This window comes from Microcoleus sp., from assembly GCF_041354475.1.
GTDB lineage: Bacteria > Cyanobacteriota > Cyanobacteriia > Cyanobacteriales > Microcoleaceae > Microcoleus.
Genome location: NZ_JBGJZU010000055.1, coordinates 17,537 through 41,540 on the forward strand (window position 1 = coordinate 17,537; position 24,004 = coordinate 41,540).

Annotated in this window: 17 protein-coding genes; 7 read left to right on the forward strand and 10 right to left on the reverse strand. The window is 43.9% G+C overall.

From position 1 onward, the window contains the following. Positions 1 to 102 precede the first annotated feature (102 nt). Positions 103 to 1,107, forward strand: a complete 1,005-nt coding sequence (locus tag ACBR23_RS19305) for a LysR family transcriptional regulator (RefSeq protein WP_371117695.1) — start codon at positions 103 to 105, stop codon at positions 1,105 to 1,107. Between the two features lie 340 nt (positions 1,108 to 1,447). Continuing rightward, complete coding sequence (locus tag ACBR23_RS19310) at positions 1,448 to 2,911, forward strand: protein kinase (protein WP_371120515.1); 1,464 nt, start codon at positions 1,448 to 1,450, stop codon at positions 2,909 to 2,911. A gap of 216 nt (positions 2,912 to 3,127) precedes the next feature. Here ACBR23_RS19310 and ACBR23_RS19315 read toward each other — a convergent pair whose 3' ends face one another. Together ACBR23_RS19315 and ACBR23_RS19320 are read right to left on the reverse strand one after the other, a co-directional pair. Continuing rightward, a complete protein-coding gene (locus tag ACBR23_RS19315; RefSeq protein ID WP_371120514.1) occupies positions 3,128 to 3,847 on the reverse strand; it encodes an HAD-IA family hydrolase in 720 nt (239 codons plus the stop codon). A gap of 145 nt (positions 3,848 to 3,992) precedes the next feature. Beyond that, positions 3,993 to 5,186 (reverse strand): NAD(P)/FAD-dependent oxidoreductase, encoded by a 1,194-nt coding sequence (locus ACBR23_RS19320; protein WP_371120513.1) that lies wholly within the window; start codon positions 5,184 to 5,186, stop codon positions 3,993 to 3,995. Between the two features lie 493 nt (positions 5,187 to 5,679). On the opposite strand from ACBR23_RS19320, the gene ACBR23_RS19325 reads away from it, so the two are divergent. Both ACBR23_RS19325 and ACBR23_RS19330 read left to right on the forward strand, forming a co-directional pair. Continuing rightward, positions 5,680 to 8,058, forward strand: a complete 2,379-nt coding sequence (locus ACBR23_RS19325; protein WP_371120512.1) for a PAS domain S-box protein — start codon at positions 5,680 to 5,682, stop codon at positions 8,056 to 8,058. A gap of 45 nt (positions 8,059 to 8,103) precedes the next feature. Beyond that, complete coding sequence (locus ACBR23_RS19330) at positions 8,104 to 8,529, forward strand: thiol-disulfide oxidoreductase DCC family protein (RefSeq protein ID WP_371117690.1); 426 nt, start codon at positions 8,104 to 8,106, stop codon at positions 8,527 to 8,529. 75 nt (positions 8,530 to 8,604) lie between these two features. Here ACBR23_RS19330 and ACBR23_RS19335 read toward each other — a convergent pair whose 3' ends face one another. The 3 genes from ACBR23_RS19335 to ACBR23_RS19345 all read right to left on the reverse strand — a co-directional run bounded on the left by ACBR23_RS19335 (position 8,605) and on the right by ACBR23_RS19345 (position 17,461). Next, entirely contained in the window at positions 8,605 to 9,030 is a 426-nt protein-coding gene (locus tag ACBR23_RS19335) for a hypothetical protein (protein ID WP_340518706.1), read from the reverse strand. Positions 9,031 to 9,350: 320 nt separating this feature from the next. Continuing rightward, positions 9,351 to 14,855, reverse strand: coding sequence for an AAA family ATPase (locus ACBR23_RS19340; protein ID WP_371120511.1), 5,505 nt, complete (start codon positions 14,853 to 14,855; stop codon positions 9,351 to 9,353). 218 nt (positions 14,856 to 15,073) lie between these two features. Beyond that, positions 15,074 to 17,461 carry a GAF domain-containing protein gene (locus ACBR23_RS19345; protein WP_371120510.1) on the reverse strand — a complete coding sequence of 796 codons (2,388 nt, stop codon included), beginning with the start codon at positions 17,459 to 17,461 and terminating at the stop codon, positions 15,074 to 15,076. A 440-nt stretch (positions 17,462 to 17,901) separates the two neighbouring features. On the opposite strand from ACBR23_RS19345, the gene ACBR23_RS19350 reads away from it, so the two are divergent. Next, the gene (locus tag ACBR23_RS19350) at positions 17,902 to 18,681 is read left to right on the forward strand and encodes a calcium-binding protein (RefSeq protein ID WP_371120509.1); all 780 of its coding nucleotides are present in this window, start codon (positions 17,902 to 17,904) and stop codon (positions 18,679 to 18,681) included. Between the two features lie 160 nt (positions 18,682 to 18,841). On the opposite strand, the gene aat is transcribed toward ACBR23_RS19350, so the two are convergent. Beyond that, positions 18,842 to 19,420, reverse strand: coding sequence for a leucyl/phenylalanyl-tRNA--protein transferase (gene aat / locus ACBR23_RS19355; protein WP_371120508.1), 579 nt, complete (start codon positions 19,418 to 19,420; stop codon positions 18,842 to 18,844). A gap of 68 nt (positions 19,421 to 19,488) precedes the next feature. Here aat and ACBR23_RS19360 point away from each other — a divergent pair, with 68 nt between their 5' ends. Further along, on the forward strand, positions 19,489 to 19,818 hold the full coding sequence (locus ACBR23_RS19360; RefSeq protein WP_340518710.1) for a hypothetical protein: 330 nt from the start codon (positions 19,489 to 19,491) through the stop codon (positions 19,816 to 19,818). 197 nt (positions 19,819 to 20,015) lie between these two features. Here the strand turns inward: ACBR23_RS19360 and rpsN are convergent, their stop codons facing one another. The 3 genes from rpsN to rseP form a co-directional block, all read right to left on the reverse strand. Further along, positions 20,016 to 20,318 (reverse strand): 30S ribosomal protein S14, encoded by a 303-nt coding sequence (gene rpsN, locus ACBR23_RS19365; RefSeq protein WP_341738125.1) that lies wholly within the window; start codon positions 20,316 to 20,318, stop codon positions 20,016 to 20,018. A gap of 139 nt (positions 20,319 to 20,457) precedes the next feature. Then, positions 20,458 to 21,105 (reverse strand): endonuclease III, encoded by a 648-nt coding sequence (nth, locus tag ACBR23_RS19370; RefSeq protein WP_371120507.1) that lies wholly within the window; start codon positions 21,103 to 21,105, stop codon positions 20,458 to 20,460. Between the two features lie 69 nt (positions 21,106 to 21,174). Continuing rightward, positions 21,175 to 22,272 carry an RIP metalloprotease RseP gene (gene rseP / locus ACBR23_RS19375; protein ID WP_371120506.1) on the reverse strand — a complete coding sequence of 366 codons (1,098 nt, stop codon included), beginning with the start codon at positions 22,270 to 22,272 and terminating at the stop codon, positions 21,175 to 21,177. Between the two features lie 287 nt (positions 22,273 to 22,559). Here rseP and ACBR23_RS19380 point away from each other — a divergent pair, with 287 nt between their 5' ends. After that, positions 22,560 to 23,237: an ATP-dependent Zn protease gene (locus ACBR23_RS19380; RefSeq protein ID WP_371120505.1), complete on the forward strand. Its 678-nt coding sequence runs from the start codon at positions 22,560 to 22,562 to the stop codon at positions 23,235 to 23,237. A 202-nt stretch (positions 23,238 to 23,439) separates the two neighbouring features. Here ACBR23_RS19380 and ACBR23_RS19385 read toward each other — a convergent pair whose 3' ends face one another. Further along, the gene (locus tag ACBR23_RS19385) at positions 23,440 to 23,655 is read right to left on the reverse strand and encodes a hypothetical protein (RefSeq protein ID WP_341732576.1); all 216 of its coding nucleotides are present in this window, start codon (positions 23,653 to 23,655) and stop codon (positions 23,440 to 23,442) included. Positions 23,656 to 24,004: the final 349 nt, after the last annotated feature.

Below are 24,004 nucleotides of genomic sequence, written 5' to 3' on the forward strand. Positions count from 1 at the left end.
TCGCTGTTTGCTGATGGCAGTCAACCGTCAACCGTCAACCGTCAACTGACAACCGTCAACTGACAACTGACAACCGTCAACTGACCACTGACAATTAGATATATGTCTGACCTTCCTTTCACTTTAGACCAGTTACGTATTCTCAAGGCGATCGCTTCTGAAGGTAGCTTCAAACGCGCCGCTGACAGCCTCTATGTATCCCAGCCAGCAGTTAGCTTGCAGGTGCAAAACTTAGAGAGACAGTTGGACGTGCCGCTGTTCGATAGAGGGGGGCGTAGGGCTCAACTCACGGAAGCGGGACACCTGCTGCTGAGTTACGGCGAGAAAATTTTATCGCTTTGTCAAGAAACTTGTCGAGCTCTGGAAGACTTGCAAAATCTTCAAGGTGGCACCTTGATTGTGGGGGCATCTCAAACTACTGGGACTTATTTGCTACCTCGGATGATCGGGATGTTTCGGCAAAAATACCCGGATGTGGCGGTACAACTTCACGTTCACTCGACTCGTCGTACTGCTTGGAGTGTGGCTAACGGACAAATCGATTTGGCGATTGTGGGTGGAGAAATTCCTACGGAACTTCTGGAGGCTTTGGATGTTGTTCCTTATGCTGAGGACGAATTGGCTCTGATTCTCCCTCCGTCTCACCCGATGGTACAACAAGAAACCATCCAAAAGGAAGACCTTTACAAATTGCAGTTTATTTCCCTGGATTCCCAGTCTACTATCCGCAAAGTTATCGATCAGGTGTTGTCTCGCAGCGGCATTGATACTCGCCGCCTGAAAATTGAGATGGAACTCAATTCCATCGAGGCGATTAAAAATGCCGTGCAGTCGGGGTTGGGTGCTGCATTTGTGTCGGTTTCGGCGATCGAAAAAGAGTTGCTGATGGGTGTTTTGCACAAATCTCAAATGGAGGAAGTGGTGGTGACTAGGGTTTTGTCGCTGATTTGCAACCCGAACCGCTATCGTTCTAAAGCTGCCGAGGCTTTCAGTAATGAAATTTTGCCTTCCTTTGCTACTTATTCTGGTATCAAGGAGATAAAAGAATCTCCCGGCTTTGAGTTCGATCCTAGAGAGATTCTATCTCCCAACTCGGCGGGTAGTTAATCTGTGGACTGGGGCGCGATGGGTGGCGGGTAGCCATCTCAAGTGTTTGTTGATTTGGGAGGGACACAGGGGTACAAAGGGAGAGGGGGATTGAATTTTACTTTTTTTCCCCAAGGATTTAAGTATACAATTTAAAGGCGCGACTGTTGATTAGACTTCTTTAAAAAAGTAAGTCTTGAACAGGCTTTCTGGTCTGTTGCACAATAAATATGGTCGATGTCTATTAGATTGTTGTGTCTATCCCGGTCTGATTTGGTAGTGAGAATGCTTCTCCTCACCATGAGGTTGAATAGCTAAGGGTCGATTCTTCAATTCTTTTGTCTCAAATCTAAAATTGATAATGGAAGTTTACTGCACGCGCCCAGGATGTCCGCGCCCTCAAAACTATTTTCCCGATCTCGATGACAGTTCGCTGCTGAAAACTGTGCAGCAAAGGTATTGCAAAACCTGTGGAATGCCCCTGATTCTGAGCGGCCGCTATTTGCCGGTCAGGCTTTTGGGTCAAGGGGGTTTTGGGGCTGCCTTTCTGGCTCGCGATCGCTATACTCCGGCGATGCGTCAGTGCGTTGCTAAACTGTTGCAACCGTCGGTGAGTCTGACTCCGGCACAACTAACAATCGCTCAGAATCTGTTTGAACGGGAAGCGGCGGTTTTGGAAGAACTGGGCAACGAACACCCGCAAATTCCGAGTCTGCTGGCTTTTTTTGAGTTGACTGTTCCCAGTTTGCAGGCGGGGAAAACCGATCAGTTTTTCTATCTGGTTCAAGAATTTATTGATGGTGAAAATTTGGAGCAGGAACTGGCTGTAAAAGGCAAGTTTTCGGAATCGGAAACGGTGGAAGTATTGCGGGAAATTTTGAAGGTTCTCGATTTTGTTCACTCTCGCGGTTCGATTCACCGGGATATTAAACCTGCTAATATTATGCGGGGGAAAAATGGTAGGCTTTATCTATTAGATTTTGGGGCGGTTAAACAGGTAACGCAAAGTGCTGGAAGTGCTAAAGCTTCTACTGGGATTTATTCTTTGGGTTATGCTCCCCCAGAACAAATGAATGGCCAAGAGGTTTATCCGGCAACGGATTTGTATGCTTTGGGTGTGACTTGCATTACTTTGTTGAGTGGTTTGCAGCCGACGGAGCTGTTTGATAGTTACAGAAATGAGTGGAATTGGCGTTCGCGGGTGCAGATTAACTCGCGTTTGGCTCAAGTTCTCGATCGAATGTTGTTATCAGCTCCCAGCCAGCGTTTTCAATCTGCGGCCCAGGTGGAAGTGGCTCTCAAGTCGGGGCCTCAACCACATTCTCAACAGTCTACAGTCGTCGTGGCACCGCCTCCGATAGGGACTCCGCAGCCCCCTGGGATCGCACCGCAGCCTCTGCCTCCTACGGTAATTCCTGGGACTCCTCCGGGAGGCTTGCAACCTTCGCCGAGAGGGTCTTTTTCGATCTGGGAGGTGTTGTCGGGGGCGGCGTTTACGGGTTTTGAGGGAGGGTTGCTGGCGATCGCCCTGACGAGTTTGCTGCCCTCTCCTGGGCTGAGTATGGGATTGTTGGGGATGATTCTGGGGGGGCTGATTTATGGTCAATATCGCCGAACGCTCGAAGTAACTGAGATGTTGACTATTGGCGCTGGTACTCTGGCTTTGTTGGTGTTTTTCCCGGCTTTGCGATCGGCGGCAACTGTGATTTATCCTGGTGCTACTATCATGGGCGTGTTGTTTGTGGGGTGGTTGGGGGCTTTAGGTGCGATCGCTGCAACAGCGATATTTCGTTTGATTTATAAGTTTCTTTCTCATCTTTTTTAACTTGGTTATTTGTTATTGGTTATTTGTTGTTTGTTATTAGTTATTAGTTATTTATGACTAACAAATAACTAATAACTAATTAGCTTGCGGGCTGTTATACCGTTTCCGGTTGCATCGGAATGATTTAACCACAGAGAACACAGAGAACACAGAGATATCAGAGAGAAATGAATAATTCCGATGAAGATAGGAATTGATATTAATTAGTCACATCAACTAATAATCAATCAAATCTAAACGGGAAAATTCCTCTACTTTTGTTTCGGTCAAACGTTGTTTTACTAGCTCTAATGCTTCTGGTTTTCGATTCAACCAAATTGATTTTAAGCCAGCATTTATAGCACCGCAATAATCTGCTTTGAAACTATCGCCGATATGCACAACATTTTCAGCAATGCAGTGGTGTTTTTGCAAAGCGGTAGTGAAAATTTTCGAGTCTGGTTTGGCCGCACCAACTTCGGTGGAAATGGTCACTGATGTGAAATATTCTGCTAAATTTAGTGCTTTTAATACGGCATAAAGTCGTGAATCAAAATTCGAGACTACGGCTAATTCTATTCCTTGTTGCTGCCACCTATTTAATGCAGGTAACACATCGGGATAGACAAACCAAGGTTCGGCGGTGGCAAAATGAGCGTACAGTTCGGCAAAGAACTTTGGAAAGTCTGAGAATTGATTGAAAACGCCTGCTATTTGAAAAGCGTTAGCGCAAACTGCTTGCCACCATTCAAATTCTAGTTGGGGAATTTTGGCTGATTCTCTTCCGGGAAATGCCATCGGAGTTGAGTTGGCAAAACTTTGGAAAAATGCTGTATTTAACTCTTCGTTAGAAACAGTTATTCCCCAACGGCGGGAAAATTTTCCGTAGACTTCGCCGACGCTACCGCGCACGTCAAATAGTGTACCGGCGGCATCTAAAAAAATTACTTTTGTCATTTGTTATTTGTTATTGGTTGTTGGTTGTTGGTTGTTGGTTGTTAGATACTTCGGCGGTTGAAACCGCTACTATACAAACAAAGTCCGCCTACGCGGACTAATGAATACAGTTAATTGTCAAAAATTAATAATTAGCAATTAACCATTAAGTTTTTAACAAATCTTGAATCGGTCTGCTAATCCAATTGAAACCAACTTTTACTTGATGGTCAAAGGTTGGCATTCGATAGAGATAGGCTAAGCGGCGAGCAATGTGGGCTAGTTGTCCGTCGAGTTGAATTCCTAAACCTGCCATGGTGGCGTTGTCTATTCCTAATGTCATCATTTCTCCTAGCGGCTGATACCGGAAAGGAAGTAAAGGCCGACCGGTGAGGGAAGCCCAGATGTTCCAGGCTGTGTAGTCAGCTTGCTGGAAGGCTACTTGGGCTGTAGTGGGAAGTTTTTGGCCGCTGGCGTCGTGACATTCGGCTATATCTCCTAGGGCAAATATGTCTGGACGATCGACTATTTGCAATGTGGGGGTAGTGATTAGTTGACCGCGTTGGTTTTGTTTGAGAGGGAGCGATCGCACTGCTTGACTAACTTGAGTTCCTACTGTCCACAATACTATGTCTACTGGCAGAATATCTAATTGTCCTTTGTACATTAAGGAAATTCTGTCTGATCCGATCGAGTCTACGCTGGTTTCTAAGTCGGTCCAAACTTGTCGTTTTTCTAAGGCTTTTGTGGCTGCGTCTCGGTTGAACTCCGGCGATGTCCGCAAAATCATGTCGCTTTGTTCGACTAACCGCACGCGACCTTTTTCTCCGAGTCGATCGGCTAGTTTGCAAGCCAATTCTACTCCAGAATAACCGGCACCGACGATCGCCACCCGAATTTTGTCGGTATTTTTGGCTTCTAAAAATCGCAGTCTTTCTTCTAGTCGGTAAGCGTCCTTGAGTGTGCGAAATGAATAAGCATACTCAACTGCACCATTGACCATATCTAGAGGGGTTTCACCTCCTAAAGCTAACACGAGGCGATCGCACGCAAATTCTGGGCCGTTGTGTAATTGGACTCGTTTTGTTTCTAAGTCGATGCCACAGACAGTGCCTTGACAAAAGCGCACCCCTGTGTTTTCTAATAGTTCGGTAAAGGGTGGGGCAATTTCCCAACTTTGTAGTTCGTTGGTTAGGAGTTCGTACAGCAGGGGCACGAACAGGAATCGATCGCGGCGATCGACTAGGACGATTTCGGGTTTTTCGGCTTTGGGGAAGGGTAACTGACTTAAACGCAGGGCCGTGTAGAGTCCGCCGAAGCCTCCGCCAAGAATGCAAATCCGGGGTTGTTGTTGAGTCATGGTGTTTTGAGGGGCGATCGATTCTGGGCAACTTATTTATTGTAACGAGATGGGGAGTGGGAGAGGGGGGGAGTGAAAAAGAGGGGGAGTGGAAGAGAGGAGATAATTTTGATTATTGCTGCTTCCCCCTCCCGATAGAGGTAATTAAACCCAATACAAGTTATGAATTTTCACAGAAGCAAAAAATCAGGAAGACTGAGGCTAAAGTTAGGTCGATCGCTGTTTTTGCCTCGATCCCCACCCCTGTCTTCCCGCTGCTACCAGTCTCAGACGATCGATCCCGTGCCAAAACCTCTGTTTATCCCAAACCCTAGCCTCCACTGTATTTCCGACTCTATACATTTCCCTATTAGCGGCTATCAAATTTTCTGAATGTTTAAACAACAAATTATATACTATATTAATTAATAAGGAATTCTTGTCTTAATCAAATTCACTTTTTATGGGCCATCTACTTTAATATTTCAACCCGCACTCACCAGCGTAAAAAAATATGCAAATTTACTCAAATTCATCTAAAGTTACGGATGGCGCAACTCCTAGTGAAGCAGATTCATTTTTGTTAAACAGTGAAGAAACATATAAAACTTTAGTAGCTAATATTCCTGGTGCTATCTACCGTTGTATCTGGGACTTGAGCGGCCCCACGGCTGGTAAACGGAGGATGGCTTTTTTGAGCGAGGCGATTCAAGAAATATCAGGCTATCCCGCCTCGGATTTTGTTAACGATCGCGTCCGTGATTTTGCTAGCATTATTCATCCTCAAGACCGCAAGAATGTCGAAGCTTTGTTGCTGCAAAGTGTGGTATCTAAAACTCCCTACATCCTGGAATACCGGATTGTCAGACATGACGGGGGTATTAGCTGGGTTTATGAAAAAGGCAAACCTGTTTATTGCCAAGTAAAAGAGGCGAATTTGGTATCTAATTCCCAGGAAATACCAAGGGAATTAGATTTAAAAACAGAAATAGAAAATGGTAAAAATGCCGAGTTAAAAGCACCAGAAAAATTTCGGGATTCCTTAGTTTCCTACCCTGGCCAAATCCCTAATTCGCAGTTGGGAGTGGTTTGTTTTGACGGGGTAATTTTGGATATTACAGATCGCAGACAGACAGAAGAAATACTCAGGGAGAGGGAGAGTTATTACCGCTGCATTGTGGAGACTGCTTCCGAGGGCGTTTGGATGTTCGACTCAGAAAGCAAAACGACTTTTGCGAATTCTCGGATGGCAGAAATGCTAGGGTATACAGTGGAGGAAATTCAGGGGCGATCGCTCTTTGAATTTATTGACGACAATACTAAGGAAATTGCCAATATTTACGTGCAGCGACGACGCCAAGGTATCCGGGAACGCCACGATTTTCAGTTTACTCGCAAAGATGGCTCTCACTTGTGGGCGATCGTCTCTGCGACACCGATGTTTGATGTCAACGGCGAATTTTCTGGGGTTTTGCGGATGATTACTGATATTAGCGATCGCAAACAAGCCGAAGCGGAATTGTGGCAAACCCTCCAAGAACTAGAATTTGAAAAATTTGCCTTGGATCAATCTGCGATCGTCTCGAATACCGACGAGTTCGGCGCTATTACTTATGTCAACGACCAATTTTGCGAACTCTTTAAATACCATCGAGAAGAACTGATTGGCAAAACTCACCGACTGGTCAATTCTAGCTATCATTCTGCCGATTTTTTCAAGCAGCTTTGGTCAACCATTCGCCAGGGCAATGTTTGGCGGGGAGAGATGAAAAATCGAGCTAAAGATGGCACATATTTTTGGTTAGATACTACCATTGTACCTTGCTTAAACGCCAAAGGAGAACCCCATCAATATGTAGCTATTCGCAAAAATATTACTGCTAGAAAAAAAGCCGAAGAAGCAGTGCGACTTTCTGAAAGTGAATTGAGGACTAAAAATCAAGAACTGGCCAAGGCTCTGCGGGATGTGCAGCAAACTCAAAGCCTGATGGTGCAAAATGAAAAAATGGTCAGCTTGGGGCAATTGGTAGCCGGAGTAGCTCACGAAATTAACAATCCAGTCAGCTTTATTTACGGCAATGTCATGCACGCTGACGATTACTTTCAAGACTTGTTGAAAATGCTGCTACTTTATCAGAAAGAATACCCGGAACCCACCGAAGCAATTCGAGAAGAGATAGATGATATCGATTTAAATTTTATGCTTCAAGATTTGCCAAAGCTCTTAAATTCGATGAAAATGGGAGCTGAGCGAATTCGCCAAATTGTACTCTCGCTGAAAAATTTTTCACGGTTGGATGAAGCAGGACAAAAGCACGTAGATATTCATGAAGGTATTGACAGCAGTTTGTTGATTTTGCAGCATAGGCTGAAAGAAACGCCGGGACATCCTAAAATTTTGCTAGTCAAAGAATACGGCGATTTGCCTTGCGTACAGTGTTATGCTGGGCAATTGAATCAGGTATTTATGAATATTATTGGCAATGCCATTGATGCTTTGGAAGAAGCTATGGAAACTGGGCAGTGGGCTGAGGATGTGAATTCATTTATTCCTTCTTGTCCTTCGCCAACGTTGCGGATTTGTACGGAAGTAAAGTATGAACCGGACGTGTTGATGGAGAGAGACAATGTTGTTTATGATGCTTCTAGCCGCAATCCCACTCATATTGTAATTCGGATTGCTGACAACGGGCCAGGAATTCCAGCAGCAGTTCACCAAAGGCTGTTCGATCCTTTTTTCACGACAAAAGCACCGGGAAAAGGGACTGGTTTGGGGCTGTCGATTAGTTATCAAATTGTGGTGGAAAAGCACGGCGGACAGTTGCATTGCTATTCAGCGCCCGGTCAAGGAACCGAATTTGCGATCGAGATTCCTATAGTTAGCAGTCATTAGTCACTTAACTAATTCCAAATTCCCAATTACCCATTCCCAATTTCTATGAAATATCATGTAATTTACGACGGCAATTGCAATCTCTGCGTCACCTTAGTGCAGCTACTGGAAAACTTAGATCGAGGTCAGATATTTGAGTATATTCCTATGCAAGATTTACAGGAATTAGAGGATTTTGGGATAACTTCGGCTGACTGCGAAATGGGGATGATTTTGATAGATAGTGACACACCTCAACGGCGTTGGCAAGGTAGCGATGCGGCGGAGGAAATCGGGCGAATATTACCCGGAGGTGAGGTATTTGTGGCTGCTTACCGTGCCATGCCGGGGATGAAGTGGATGGGCGATCGCGTTTACGAACAAGTGCGGGATAATCGCTATACTTTATTTGGCAAGCGTTCTACCACTTACAAATCAGTTTATGCTATTGGCTGTCGGGCGATCGACAATTGCGATAATAGCAAGGACTAAAATCCTTGCTACTAACCTGTTCTTAGTCAGGACTTTAGTCCTCAAAAACCAGGTTTGTAGTCAGGAATTTAGTCCTCAAAAAGATGGATTAAAGAGATTAAATATCTCCTGGCAAAAATGTTTGAGTTTTTGCGCCGACTCCGCAGCAGGTTCGGTTTGGCCCAGAAAACTCCAATTTTCCACAGTAGAAAAACGCCACTGTTGACCAGTATGATCGTAGCCGGCTGCTTCAACTCCGATCGCCCGCCGAGATCCTTCTACCGGATCTTGGTAAAATCGGATTTGAATCAGGATGCTGCGGCTTTGTAACAAGCGACTTCTACCTGGAAAATGAAAGCCAATGTCAATGGAATCGGGATCGACAAGTTCTCTAGTATCTGCGTCATTCATCCAAGGTTTCAAATCGACTTTCACATCCGGGAATTCCGATTTGAATAAATTAACAACCGCAGCAATTTTGCTCGTAAGTTCAATATTTTTAGCTTGTTCGGCAGCGTTCACTGGCAAAACTCCTATCAAATACACTTATGACATTTAGCTAACAATGTAACTGCATACTGCCGAATCTAGACTGTAAACAGCGGACTTTTTCCCAGATAATTAGACATTGACAAATTTTTAAATATATGTTAATCACTCTTAGTCTGCGGAGGCAGACTTCGTTCGTGTAGACGCGGTTTCAACCGCCAATTGCGTGTTTGATTGCCCCAGAGATCCCCCTAAATCCCCCTTAAAAAGGGGGACGAAAGAGAATGCTCTTGTCCCCCCCTTATTAAGGGGGGTTAGGGGGGATCTCCGGGTTGAAAAACACGCCAATTCCCTTAATCCAACTGTAGGGCGATCGCAAATTCTGTCCCTTCCCCCACTACCGAATCACAAGTCAGTTTGCCACCGTGGGTTTCTTCCACAATTTGACGACTGATAGATAAACCCAACCCCGTACCCTTTCCAACACCTTTAGTCGTGAATAAATGGTCAAAAATCCGCGCTACAACTTCCTCAGAAATTCCCCTGCCATTATCTCCAATCTTAATGACAACTATTTGATGCTCGTCATCAATTTGAGTTTTGATAGTAATGATATTAGGAGCGAGTTCAATCTCATCAAAACTCCGACCTTTATTTGCTTCTTCAAAACAGTCGATCGCGTTTGCCAGAATATTCATAAACACCTGATTCAACTGTCCCAAATAACACTTAACTTTTGGGAGATTTCCATACTCCTTAACCACTTGAATCAGGGGACGGTCGGGATTAGCTTTTAAGCGATGCTGTAAAATCATTAAAGTGCTGTCAATCCCTTCATGGATATCTGCCGATACTTTTTGGCTGGTATCCGCACGGGAAAAGGTGCGGAGAGATGTGCTAATATTGCGAATGCGATCGCACCCAACTTTCATCGACCCCAGCATTTTCGGTAAATCTTCTATAAGATACTCTAAATCGATATCCTCAGCATCGTCTGCAATTTTTGAACTAGGAATAACCACTTCTTCCCGATACAGTTGTAAATGGCTAATTAAATCGCCAACAGCCCTAGTAGCTTCGGTAATATTCCCCGCAATAAAACCAACCGGATTGTTAATTTCGTGGGCGACACCTGCAACTAAATTGCCCAGAGAAGACATTTTTTCACCTTGAATTAGTTGCAACTGTGCCTGTTGCAGTTCCACAAAAGACTTTTCTAACTGTTGGGACTTTTCTTGCTCGCGAGCGTACAAACTAGCATTCTCAATCGCAATAGCAACTTGAGTAACTAAAACCTTTAAAACTTCTACCCTGTCGGTGGTAAAAGCTCCGGCTGTTAACTTATTTTCTAGATAAATAATCCCTTGCAGATGGGATTGATAAATAATTGGCAAACACAGAATTGATTTAATTTGAAATTCTCTAATATAGACATCTGCCTGAAAAAATTCAGCAACAGTCCCATTCTCCAATACCAGAGGCTGTTGACTGCGAAAAACATAGTTAATCACAGAAATTGGCAAATCTTTACTGTTTTCCAAGGGCATAGATTGTAAAACAGTTGCCGTGCTATCTGTAGAATTACCTACTGCTTCAATGCAGAGTCCATCGCCTTTAAGCAGCAACAGCACGACTTTTTGAGCCGCCGCATTTTCTAAAAGGATATTAATTAATTTTGTCAACAATTTTTCGAGAACTATTTCACTGTTAATCGCTTGCGAAGACTTAATAAAAGTAGCCACGTCTAAGAAATCGCCCAAACCATTGCTGGTAGTGCTTCCAGTGGTAGTGCGCGTGACATCGAGAGTTGGAGTTTCTGCCACCCGCGTTTGTGCTACTAAGAAAGAATGTATTGACTCTAAGTGTTTAACTTTCGCGAGAGCTCCCCAGCGGATATAACCGTAATAAGCTTTCGTCAAATATGCTTGAGCAACTATCTGTTTCCCCAGAGATTGATAGAATTCTCCAGCTAATTCATAGGCTAAGGCCTCTTCTTGAATATAACCGTTTTTGGCTGCGCCAGCAATTGCGCGATCGTACAAATCCATTGCTTCGGTATTCTGCCCCAACACTCGCGCTTTTTCCGCTGCCACCAAGTCGTATTTGTGTTGATAATTCATCGGAGCATGAAATGCCCATTTTTGCATCTTTTTTTGGTTGTCTACCACTTTTTTTAAATATTGTTTTTGCTCCCATTTATCACCTTGGGGATACAAAGAGAGGAGAGTGAGAGAGTAGTAGAACTTACTGAGAGAAACTACATAAAATCCGGCGGCTGCTTCTTCATGTTTCTCAAACAACCTCGAATTATCCAAGGCTTGGGCGTAGTTTTTGAAGAAAAAATTAAGCTGAGCTTTGGCGTTATAAATCAAACAAACTAAAAGAAAATTTTTAGCTTTTATTAAAGCGGGGAGCGTTTCGACTTCATTAAAGTTATCGCCGACTAAATAACATGATTCGACAGCTTTTCCGCCGAAATTTAAGCCTGTCTGCCTCCATATACTTATACACTGTACAGCGATTTCTAATTTTAGTTTATCCATTAATTTCACATATTTACCACTCTCCTGTTCAACCAACTCTAGAGGCTCTCCCATCAATAGTTTGTAATTGCAGTATTCGCTTATAGCATAACCTGCATATTCTAATTCCCCAGTTTCCATTCCTGTTTGAAAACCTTCCATAAGATAGCCAGATACTGAGTTTAGATCCGATTTCCAATGTTTGATAAAACAACTAAATATTGCATAAACTCTAGTTTTGAGCGAACGGGATGGAAATTTGTCTAACATCGTAATTGACAGTTGGCCGAATTGGTATGCCAAACTAATCTCCCCTAGCTTGGACATAACTACGCCATAATAAACGTAGGCAATACTTGCATAAGGCGAGTTGCCGTATTTAATACACAGCTTGAGCATGGTAAATGCCAGCAGCGGTACCAGTCGGGGCTGGGCTTGAATAGCAGTGCTGAGAATCCCTGATAAAATCCGCATGGCTGCTTGTCGATCGGGATCTGTCATTTCTGGCAAGTTAGCTAAATCCTCAATTCGTTTCAATCCCAAGCTAAGTTTTGTATCGATTAATCCCGCTACAATATTGAACAGGCTGGGGTTTTGAGGAAAAGCAATGCCTAACAGTTTCAGCACTTCCAGTCCAGTATTTAATGCTTCTGTAAGTCTATTTTGAGCGTTAAAAGACTGAATCTGAAGTTCATAAACATTGACTTTTTCCAGGATAGTTTTCGCGTGTTTTAGGACGATATCGACCAGTTTTTTTGAATCTTCATAGTTGATGTTTAAGTATTCAGCTTCTGCCGTTGACTCGTAAATTGCTAACGTTAAGTCATACTGACTCTGCCAACAATCCGCTGGCAATAATTCCATCGCCACCCGCAAATACCTCACAGCCGCTTCATAAGCATTAGCCGCCTTTGCTTTGCGTCCAGCAGTTAAATTTAATTTTGCTAACTGCGTCTTGTCTGCTGGCTGGCTAATCGTATCAATTCCGACATTCAATTGATTGACAATATCAAAGATGTTTTCTTCTAGCTTTTGTGCTGGAGTATTCTGTAACAGCAATTGACCGATTTTTAAATGGGTGGATTGCTTTTTATCTTCGGGAATTAGCGAATATGCGGCTTGCTGAACACGGTCATGTAAAAATCTGTAACTAACCCGTGAAGTATCTAATTTGAGATTGATTGATTCCGATTTGTCGAAAACTAAAGGAATGCGATAAGCATCGCTCAAAGGCAGAATTAACCCAGCTTGCAAGGCTGAATAAAGTTCAGTGGCTGTAGCATTAGCTGACTCTTCGCTGACCAGTGACAGCACATCCAGAGCAAATTTATCCCCCACGCAAGCTGCTAATTTCAACACTTCTTGCGTGGCTGCGGGGAGCTTTTCAATGCGACTAGCTACCAGTTCCACAACGCTTTTATCGGTAATTCCAATGGCTTGAATTTCATCGATACTCCAATTCCAACCTCCTTTACCTTCCAAGAGACTAAAGTCGAATTTCAAAAGATTGTCTTGATAAAGTGCTTGGAGTAGTTGCGTCAAGAAAAAAGGATTACCGCCAGTTTTATTACAAATTAATTCTGCTAGATTTCCGACTTTTTCTGTGATGTTGTTAAGTGTTTCAGCAACTAATTCAGTTACATTGTCCAAATCCAGTGGTTGCAGTACGATATTGTTGACAACCGTCCCTGTTTTTTCAATTTCTTCTACAGTTTGAATTAACGGGTGAGTCGGACTGACTTCGTTATCTCGATAAGCACCGATTAGCAATAAAGATTGTTGGTCGGGGTCAGTTATCAGTGTTTGCATTAACTTTAATGTTGCTGAATCTGCCCACTGCAAATCGTCTAAAAAGATGACTAGCGGGTGTTCTTTTTGGGCAAAAACGCGAATAAATTCTTTGAATACGCGATTAAAGCGATTTTGCGATTCTACACGGCCCAGTTCTGGCACATTGGGCTGTTTTCCAGCGATTAATTCAACTTCAGGAATTACATCGGCAATTACTTTGCCGTCTGTGCCTAAAGCTGTTAAAATTTTGGTGCGCCATGTTTCTATAGAAGCAGCGTTTTCGGTTAGCAACTGGCGCAGCAGGGAGTTAAATGCTTGAATTAATGAGGCATAAGGAATGTTGCGTTTGAATTGGTCAAACTTGCCGCTGATGAAGTAACCTTTTGCCTTGGTAATGGGTTTGCCAACTTCGTTGACGACGGCAGATTTGCCGATGCCAGAATAACCAGATACTAGCATTAATTCGCTTTGGGAATGGGCAGATTTTTCGGTGTTTTGGTTGGGTGATAAAGATTCGATTGAAAGGTTTTTTTGGTTGGTGAGGGCGGGTTTTTCAGTATTTGGGTTGGGTGGCAAAGATTCGGGTGAAACCGCCCCTACACGTTCAAATGCTGCCAATAGTTCGTTGACTTGTTGTTGTCTACCATACAATTTTTGGGGAATTAACAATTGGCTGAGAATATCTAAGCGACCTGGATGAAAATCTGCTATTTTTCCTGTTGTTTCTAACTGCTGCAAACAAATTTCTAAATCTGCTAACAATCCCGCTGCACTTTGATATCTTGATTCGGCGTTTTTTGCCATTAACTTCATCACGATATCTGAGGCTGACGGGGGAATTTCTGAGTTGATTTGATGTGGCGAAATTGCTTGAATTGCAATGTGGCTGTAGACTATTTCTAACGGGTCACTGCTGGTAAAAGGCAAACTACCTGTGAGCATTTCATACAGGGTAATTCCGAGGGAATAAAAGTCGGTGCGGTAGTCGAGGGTGCGGTTCATTCTCCCGGTTTGTTCGGGAGACATATAAGCTAATGTGCCTTCGACGGAGTTGGGATTGTTAAATTGCGGGTTTTCTTTGTTGAGTTTAGTAGCAATGCCGAAGTCGGTGAGTTTGACTTGTTTGGTTTGGGAGTTGATTATGATGTTGCTGGGTTTGATGTCTTTGTGAATAATGTGATTTTGGTGCAGGAATGCTAAGGCTTTGACGATTTGGATGGCGGTGTCTAAAATTGCTCGCACACTCAGCGTTTCTCTTTCGATCACTTGTCCGAGAGATTCGCCACCAAAGTCCTCTAAAACCAGTCCTAATCGATTGTCAAAGGTTTGGATACTCATGGCTTTGACAATTTGTTCGTTGTCTAAATCTTTGCGGATTTGATATTCGTGTTTGAGGCGAGTAATGGCATCGAGTGTGGGATATTCGGCTTTGAGGATTTTGATAATTATGGAAGTCTGGTCTAGAATTGTATGGGCGCGATAGATAATTGTTTCTGCACCTTCATTGATATTAGAATTAATTTGGTATTTTGAAATAATTTGCATAGATTTATTTAAAGTAATATAGGATTATATTTTACCTAGAGTATCGCTAATTTCTTTAATATTTATGTGATATAGATCGCCTTTTTTTATGCCCTAAGTCACAAATAATAGATAGCACTAACTTTTGTAGGGGCAATCCCACACCCGGTTGCCCCTAGATGAGACCCCCATACACCATCCAGGGTCTTTACCGGAATTGCTGTTTAAATGGCATATTTTCAATCTTGGACAACCGTAACTTCACTGATATGAACAATTGATTGGGGTTCCGGCAAAATACGGACGCGGGCAAATTTTAAACCGCTGACTCCTTGCAGCGATTCCACCATCCCTGTTTGAATTTTTGCCTCTACCCAACCTTCGCGAGACAAGTAGCGCAAATATTGCTGGTACTCTTCCCATTCGTCTTCGGTTGAATAAACTATAGTCAACATTCCTGACTGGGTAATTCGCTCTTGGGCGTCTTTGTCAACGGCTTTTTCGATGCGCTTTTTGACAAGTTCGTAGCGGATGTCGCGGGTGCCTTTGACATCAAACATTTTTTCTGTATTTTCGTTGTGAAAAATGTCGATAGTGGTATTCTGTACTAAGACTAAATGTGCGAGTTCCATATTAATTTGCGAATCTGCTTGCAGGCGAAATACGGTGCGCCCGCAGTCGCAAATTGCTCGTAGTTGTTCGTAACGCAAACTGTGGAGATGAAACTGACTGAATCTGCTATCTATAGATTTGCCAACATAAATCATGTGATCCATGCCGTCGGTACATTCTATGTCGCAGTAGTGGGGGAGAATTTTCTGCATTCGGTCTTGCCAGCGTGTCCAAGTTTCTTGGAGTTCGCTAGTAATTAAATGTAGCATTTCGTCGTAGCGAGTGCGATCGCAGTAAACGCAGTTGTGTTCGTTTTCACAAGCTGCTCGGTAAGCTTCCACTGCGTCCTGAACTTTCGGCCCGCACTGCAAAAAATAGTCAAAATATACTTCTAAATGTTCGTTCAAATACTCCGCTGCTCGCACCTCCATATCAACTGTTATTTTTTCTTTTAAATGCTCAATATAGTCTAGTAAATCGAGGCGTAGTTGCTGACCGAGGTGAGTAGTTTGTGTTTCACAAACGACATCAACTATGTCTAAAGCTAAGCGAAATTGTTCTAGTAAATCAGTTTGAATGGCTCGATTCCGCTCCTCGCTAGAACCACGAATATCGGAAATTCCAAACAGTGGATAAACTTCAGAAAATACTATTGTTTCCTGTGGTAGTCCCCAACTTCGTCTTTCTGCTTCTTGGATGAAGCGCCATTCGACGGAGGGGTGGATGTTGTGGATGTGGCTAAACCGTTGCTGCATGGCTTGCCGCAGGGCTGCTATGAAGGCGGGAATGAGTTCTTGGGCGTGCTGGGAGTCAATGCGGTTGAAGTGGTTGGGCCGATCGCACAACATCCCTACTAGGCCCAAAATTCGCTGCACGCAGCCCTCGCGGGTGACAGTTTTGACCACTAGGGGTACCAGTAGCATCGATCGCACGCCCATTTTTCGCAAAGCCCGATCGCATTCGGTATCGCATTCTCGGCGTAAATCGGGGACATTCCAAACTTGATTTGCCGCCGTTGCTTTCAAAAAATGAGAAGATTCTAGGGAGTCCATTGAATAAACTACGGGCTGCAAATGTTGGCCGCCTTTAGCGACTAATATCTGTACCTGTTCGCCGTCAGGGCGCAGCAGCAAAGTGCCGTCTGCATTAAATAGCGATCGTAAACAACCATCTATTCTTTCAAATTTGTCGGGGCGCAGCATGGAATCGCGATCGATTAATAACTGCGTCAGCCGCCGAATTTGTTCCTGTATGGTGACATCAAAACCTTCGAGTACCAGTAAACCTTCTACTTGATAATTATCCAACTGTAAGCGATCGCCTAAAATCGCCAATTGATTCGACTGCATCAACCAAGCTTCCCGTTCGTTTACTGGCATTAAATTCAAATGTAAATCCGCAAATTCATCTATCTTTGGGTCAATTCTTGCAATTTGCAACTGTTCCGAACCCAGCCAAAATTCGACAAATCTTGGTTCAGGGTGTACCCGATTTTTTACAGTAGCCATCACTGGTTCGTCGAGGACTCGCAAAGCTGCGAGGTCAATTTGATAAGATTGTTTAAATACCCAGTGCAAAAGATGGCGGCGGTATAATTTTTCCGCTGTTTTGGTGTCCCACTCCTCGAATAGTTCGAGCAAAGTAATACCCATTCCTGCAAACAAACCGCCTAGTGGCCCATTTCCCAGGGGTGTTCCTTCCCAGCCAGCCAAACGACAGAAAGCTGCGTTAGCATACCGCAGGGCAAAAGTCCTCGGCTCGATTACTGCTATTAAAACGCGACGGTTGCCGAGAAATTGAAACACCCACTGCAAGTCTTGTTTCCATGTTTTCAACCGTTCAATTTCGGCAGATTCATTCGGTACTCCAGCAGCCAAAGCTTGCAGTAGCTGTTCCATATTAACTTCGCTTTGCAAACTGTGATTATCTTGATCGGTGGAGTCTATATTTGCGGGCATGAGTGACTTGGCGGAGTTATTGCTGCTTTGACGAGATGAGGATTTAGGAGTAGACATGAGTAAAACACCTGAAAACAGTGAATTTTGCCAATAATAATCTTGGTGAGCCGGAATTTAAGGATTTGTGAAGAAATTACAGCCTGTTTATAAAGCTTTTGTCTGGGAATCGAAAACTGGCTATTTTCCCAGGGCGATCGGGCCCATAAACTTTGACTTTTCTTGACAAACAACCTTTCCCTCTCGACGTTACAGGGTTACATTAACGTTGTTAGCACATTGCCTGTTAAGCTTATTATATGTGCTAAACACTTGATACGTGCTAAATATTAGCTGCCCTAGTCAATATATTTGATCTGGGAAATGGCAAATAGGCAAGCAAGTTGCGCTTGACTGGTTTTACACCAAAAAGTTCCAAAATAAATTTTACTCAAATTGAGAGCGTCTCTGCAAATTTTAAAATATAATAGGATAATCAGCATTTTGAAAAGGAGATATCCATGGTTTTAACGATTAACAATCTACTCGGAGATCTAACAGGATTTCCTGTGTCCGCTGGGGGGGGACCACGTTTTTTGGGATTTGCTACGGACGATGATATCAATGTAACAGAGGGAGATTTGTCTGCTTTTACGTGGGGAGTCTGGGGATTAGATGGGAACGATACGATTTTAGGTTCCTTGGATAGCAACGAACGACTATTAGGAAATAACGGCAATGATGTCATCGCAGGTGGTCCCGGCAATGACATTATTTACGGTGGCAAGGGTAACGATAGACTTGATGGAAATGAGGGTAATGATGTCATTAGAGGTGATGCCGGTAACGATGTTTTGTTTGGGAGCCGTGGCAACGATCTACTGCGAGGTGGGCAAGGAGATGATGATTTAGAGGGCAATGAAGGTAATGATTTCCTCGTGGGCGATCGCGGTGTTGATGTCTTGACTGGTGGCCCTGGTAGTGATATATTTGTGCTCAAAAGCAATGATGAACCATTTAGTGTTGCTCAAGCTGATGTGATTACTGATTTTAATTTTGACCAGGGCGATCGCCTTGGTCTCACCGATGGCTTAACTGAATTAAGTTTGCTGTTTACTGACGAGAATCTGATTGCTTATGACAATGACGGACTTGTCAACGATATGGTGATTCGTAACCGCAGTAATGGGCAGATTTTGGGAATCGTGTTGAATAATAACAACTTCGATCTGACTGGTTCATTTGAAACAGCAAGTCCTTTTGTTTTGGCGATTAATGGTTCAGATTTCCAGTTTTTGTAGCTAGTTTTAGGTGGATGTCAAACCTAATTTTTCTTACCTAAATACTGGCTCCTGGCTAGTAACTAACAGCTCATAGATGATGATATTTATGGGTAAGTAGTGAATCGGCTTGCAAAATTCTTCGTTCCCAAGCCAGGCTGAAGAACGAGGAATTTGCGATTTACAACAGCGAACACTTGCGTTTCAAAGCTTCTTCCAAGAGAGCATTGTACTGCTTTTCTTTGACAGTATAAGCCCCGAATCTTTCGAGGTGAGGATTGTTCATTTGAGCATCGAATAGTAGATAATATCGATCGCGCAATCTCTCAACCAATTTCACCATCGCTACCTTAGAACCCTCTGGAATTCGATAAAACATCGATTCGCCAATAAAAGCGCCGCCTATAGACAATCCGAGAATTCCCCCAGCCAATTCGTCACCATACCAAGTCTCGAAGCTGTAAGCCCAACCGGTCTGATACAAAGCCCAATATATCTGTTTTAGTTCTTGAGAAATCCAGGTAGTTTCGCGATCGGCACAACCCTCAACCACCGCTCCAAAATCGCGGTTTACAGCCACGGAAAACCGATTTTGATTGATTTGACGGCGGAGGGATTTAGGATAGGTAAAGCTTCCATCTAGGGGAATCAGCGCCCGCTGGCTGCTGGAATACCAGCCCAAACTATCTTCACCGTCATTTGCCATCAGGAAATAGCCTTGGGCATATCCTTGTATAATTGACTGTATATCATATTGCATAAATTTATCTGTTGTTTGTCACTTGACCGTTAACCGCCAACATTAGCAATTAGGAATTAGGAATAACTATGTCAGAATCGATCGCACCCATCACCTTACCACCAGCCAAAAACCCAGAACAGGAAGGTGAATGGCTCCAACAAACACTGCTCGCATGGCTGGACTCTGAGTTTATCCCAGAAGCTGCCAACCAGCAAATAGCCAAAAGAGCAGCCCAAATCTATGTCCGCCAACGCATGGAAGGCGAAAACGATGTGGGCAGTCTCGTAATTGCGATCGTCACCGAAATGCAAGCCTATGATTTTTCTAAAAGCTTCTACGGCGAATTTGCGATCGCCAATGCCGTCAGCGACTTATTACTAGAAAGTCTGGGCATCGATAAATGCTGCGGACAATGAAGCAAGAAAGAGGAAAATTTAACTCAGAATCAGGAAACAAGAATCTACCCAAAACACAATCTTGCCCATTAAATTGATTGTGAGTTTTTTCTTCCTTCTTCGTACCCCTTCGCGCAGTCGAAGAGTCGAAGGGCTTTCTTCCTTCTTCCTTCTTTCTTCTTCCTTCTTCCTTCTTCCTTCTTCCTTCGTTCTTTCTACTACCAGCTAGACTTAACTACACCGGGCAAAAGACCTTCATGAGCCATTTCTCGCATCGTGTTCCGAGACAGCCCGAAGTCACGATAGTAACCTCTGGGACGACCAGTCGCCCAGCAGCGGTTACGCAAGCGAGTCCGGGAACTGCTGCGGGGTAGCTTTTGTAGTTCGCGGTGAATCGCCATTTTATCCATCTGATTCGCAGCTTGGTCGAACTGGTCTTTCAGGTCTGCGCGTTTGTCAGCGTACTTGTCTACGAGTCTTTGGCGTTTTTTCTCGCGCTCGACCATGCTCTTTTTAGCCATAATCTGTTGATATCCTTAGATAAATCACAATCTAGTATTATACTATGTTTTGGTCATTTTGGATGAATTTAAATAATTTAACCGCAGAGAACGCTCCAGAACGCAGAGGAAGAGAGAAGACCGATCGATAATTTTGACGCTATGAAACATTAGCAGAAGGACACAAATCAGCAAGTTCACACACATCACAACTTGGATTTCTGGCATTACAAACCGCCCGACCATGATACACCAGCCGAATTGACCAGTTTTCCCAATCTGGCTGCGGTAACAAGAGCATCAAATCTCGCTCAATTCTTGCAGGATCTGGATGTTTGGTCAAGCCTAAGCGCTGGCTTAATCGCTTGACATGAGTATCGACTGTCACGCCCATATGAATTCCAAAAGCGTGAGCGAGAACTACATTGGCCGTTTTGCGCGCAACTCCCGGCAATTCTAACAGCAATTCCATTGTCTGCGGGACTTGATTATTGAATTTATTGGCGATCGCCCAACAAGCACCTTTAATATTTTTAGCTTTGTTCCGATAGAAACCAGTCGATCGCACTAAATTCTCCAATTCCTGCAAATCCGCGTTTCCCAAAGCAATTGCATCGGGAAAACGCTCAAATAAAGCTGGTGTCACCAGATTAACTCGCGCATCGGTGCATTGAGCCGAAAGAATAGTAGCCACCAGCAACTGCACGGGAGTTTCGTAATCGAGAGTGCAAGGAGCCTCTGGATATAGGGATTTGAGGCGATTCAAAATTTCTAGCGATCGCTTTTTTAAACTTATTTTTTTAATCATTTGTTATTTGTTATTGGTTATTTGTTATTGGTTATTCGATCCCAACAACCAATAACCAACAACTAAGAATTATTGTTTCATTAAAAATCTAAAATCTATCCCAGCCAAATTAGCTGTATCCCGAATAATCAAGAAAATTCCCAAACCCAGCAACAGCACCAAACCAGTCTGCATCACGTTTTCCTGAATACGGTTTGGCAAAGGTTTACCGCGCATTCCTTCGATTAACAGAAAAGCTAGCTGACCGCCATCCAAAGCAGGTAAAGGCAAGATATTAATCACTGCCAAATTGATGCTAATTAGCACAGCATACTGAAACAAACTCGCTGCATCCGATCGCGCAATTCCTGCGCCCACCGCCACAATCGCTACTGGCCCGGACAACTTTTCAGCAGTCTGACTGAAATTACTCAATAATTGCCCGAAACCTTGAAAAGTCAGCACCACAATCCGCTCAAATTCAGCCGAGGCTTTAGTTAAGGCCTCGACTATTCCGACTCGCTGCCGCACCACAGTACCATTGGAAGTTAGCTGCACCCCAATACGACCTTTACCGTCAGGGGTTAATTCGGGAGTTACTGTTACTACAAATTTCTGTTCTTGACGCTGAATTTCCAAGGCTAGGGGTTGGTTGGGATGATTTTGGATTTCCGCGACTAAAGATTTGATGGCTTCGCTGGAAGCCCCCAATTCCTTACCGTCCACAGACAGAACGATGTCTCCCGATTTAATGCCGGCTTTGGCGGCGGCTGAACTGACTTCTAGCGCCACTTCTGGGACTTTAACTCCTGGTTGGTAGTCCATGGATGCGAGGCCGACAGTCCCAAATTGCACTACTAACAGGAAGTAAGCAAAAATTAAGTTGGCAATTACCCCTGCACTAATGACGATCGCCCGATCGAGCACGGGCCGATTTTTGAGCAAATCCGGGTCATTTGGGGGGATAGTGCTTTCGGGATCGTCATCGGGAAAACCTACGAAACCTCCCAAGGGAAAGGCTCGGATGGCGTATTCGGTTTCTGGGCCTTGGTATTTCCACAGGATGGGGCCGAAACCGATGGAAAAGCGGTTGACGTGGATGTGTTGCAGTCTCGCCGCCAGGAAGTGGCCGAGTTCGTGAACGACAATGAGGATACCTAAAACTGCGATCGCTGCCAAAACTGACATGAAGGATTCCAATTATGCTTTTATTTGACTTTGATTTATTTTAATATCTTTTTTAAGATAGGTGGCATCGGAGCGGTAATTTTCAATCACACTGGAATATAGGATTTTAAGCTCAAGTCCCCTCCCGTGCGCCATCCGGCTGGTGTCGATTTTGGTCAAAAGTGCGATCGACCTACCAAACTAAAGATGAGTCACTACTCAGTTGCTGGTTTTTGGTATAATCATAAAGCACAAATAACTAATAAGTAATAACCCATAACTAATCACCCATAACTAATAACCATTTTATGAAAGAAACTTCTGTGAATATTATCGCTATTTCTATATTTGCCATCACTGTTTCAATCTTATTAGGACCCCTTTTTAATTTGCCAGAGGCCGTACCGGCGATCGCCACTTTTTGTCTTTTGGGCCTCGCCACCTTAGACACTTTCCAGTGGCAAGGTCAAGGCGGGACAATTTTATTAGACTTGCTCGCGGGCACTTCCAAACAAAGGCGCGATCGCATCCTCCATCACGAAGCCGGACACTTCCTAGTCGCGCACCTATTAGGAATTCCCGTCACAGGCTACGCCCTCAACGCTTGGGAAGCATTTAAACAAGGCCAATCCGCCCAAGGAGGCGTTCGATTTGAAGACGAACAATTAGCCTTGCAACTGCAAAATGGCACACTTTCCGCCCAACTTTTAGACCGATACTGCGCCGTTTGGATGGCGGGAATAGTCGCTGAAAATTTTGTCTATGGCAATGCTGAAGGCGGAGCAGAAGACCGCACTAAAATCAATGCAATTTTCACACAACTCCGGCGTCCAAGTTCCGAAATTCAACTCAAGCAAAACTGGGGTGCTCTCCAAGCCAAAAATCTCATCGAAAGCCATAAATTAGCCTACGAATCTCTAGTTACAGCCATGGAAAAAAGAGCCACTATAGATGAATGTTATAGAATGATCCAAGAAAATTTGTAATCTTTGGGCCGCACCGTTAAACTCTACGTCACAAAAAAAGCAACCTTTACAGGCTGCTTATAGAAAAAAACCGTTGTTCAGTCACAGGAGAAAACTTTCAATCGAATTCAAATTACCGCTGCTGGAGTTACCGCCTATTTTCACCGTCCTTGGGATCTACCGTTGAGTGACTTTGGATTCCGAACAAAATTGTCAATCCCGATCAGAATGCTGCGGAAAATTCGTTGACGATTTTGACTTTGCCTTTTCTGACAGCCCGTAGCAAGCGGTTGACACAGCCTCTCTCTTCCTCATTCAGAGACTCGTCAAAGGTGGCCGCCATCAAACCGTAGCGATCGGCTAGAGTCAAAACACCTGTGTCGCTTACAGAAGCGAGGATTTCAGAGATAGCGCCGGGGAGGAGTTGTACGGGATTCATGGCAGTACGGTTGAATTCGATATATACATCATCTCCCTATTTCCCGAAAACAGCGGTGACATTGATAAGGATAGGAAGGTGATTATTTTGGGTGCTGGCAAGTGATCCAAATAGAGTTTCTTTGTGACTTGAGTCACATTCTCACCGATAGTGGCGGGCAATTCCACCCAACCCTCACCTTTGGGTAGGACTTGGGAATGACCGGGGTAAAATAATCGTTAATCCGCTCTATAAGACTTAGACAAAGTTAGACACCGTTAGATGTTTTTACTCTGATGCTTATTTCCTGTTTCAGCGTAGTCTCAGAATGACTTCTGAGGGTTTGTCTACTCCACAGGCAATCTCGGTA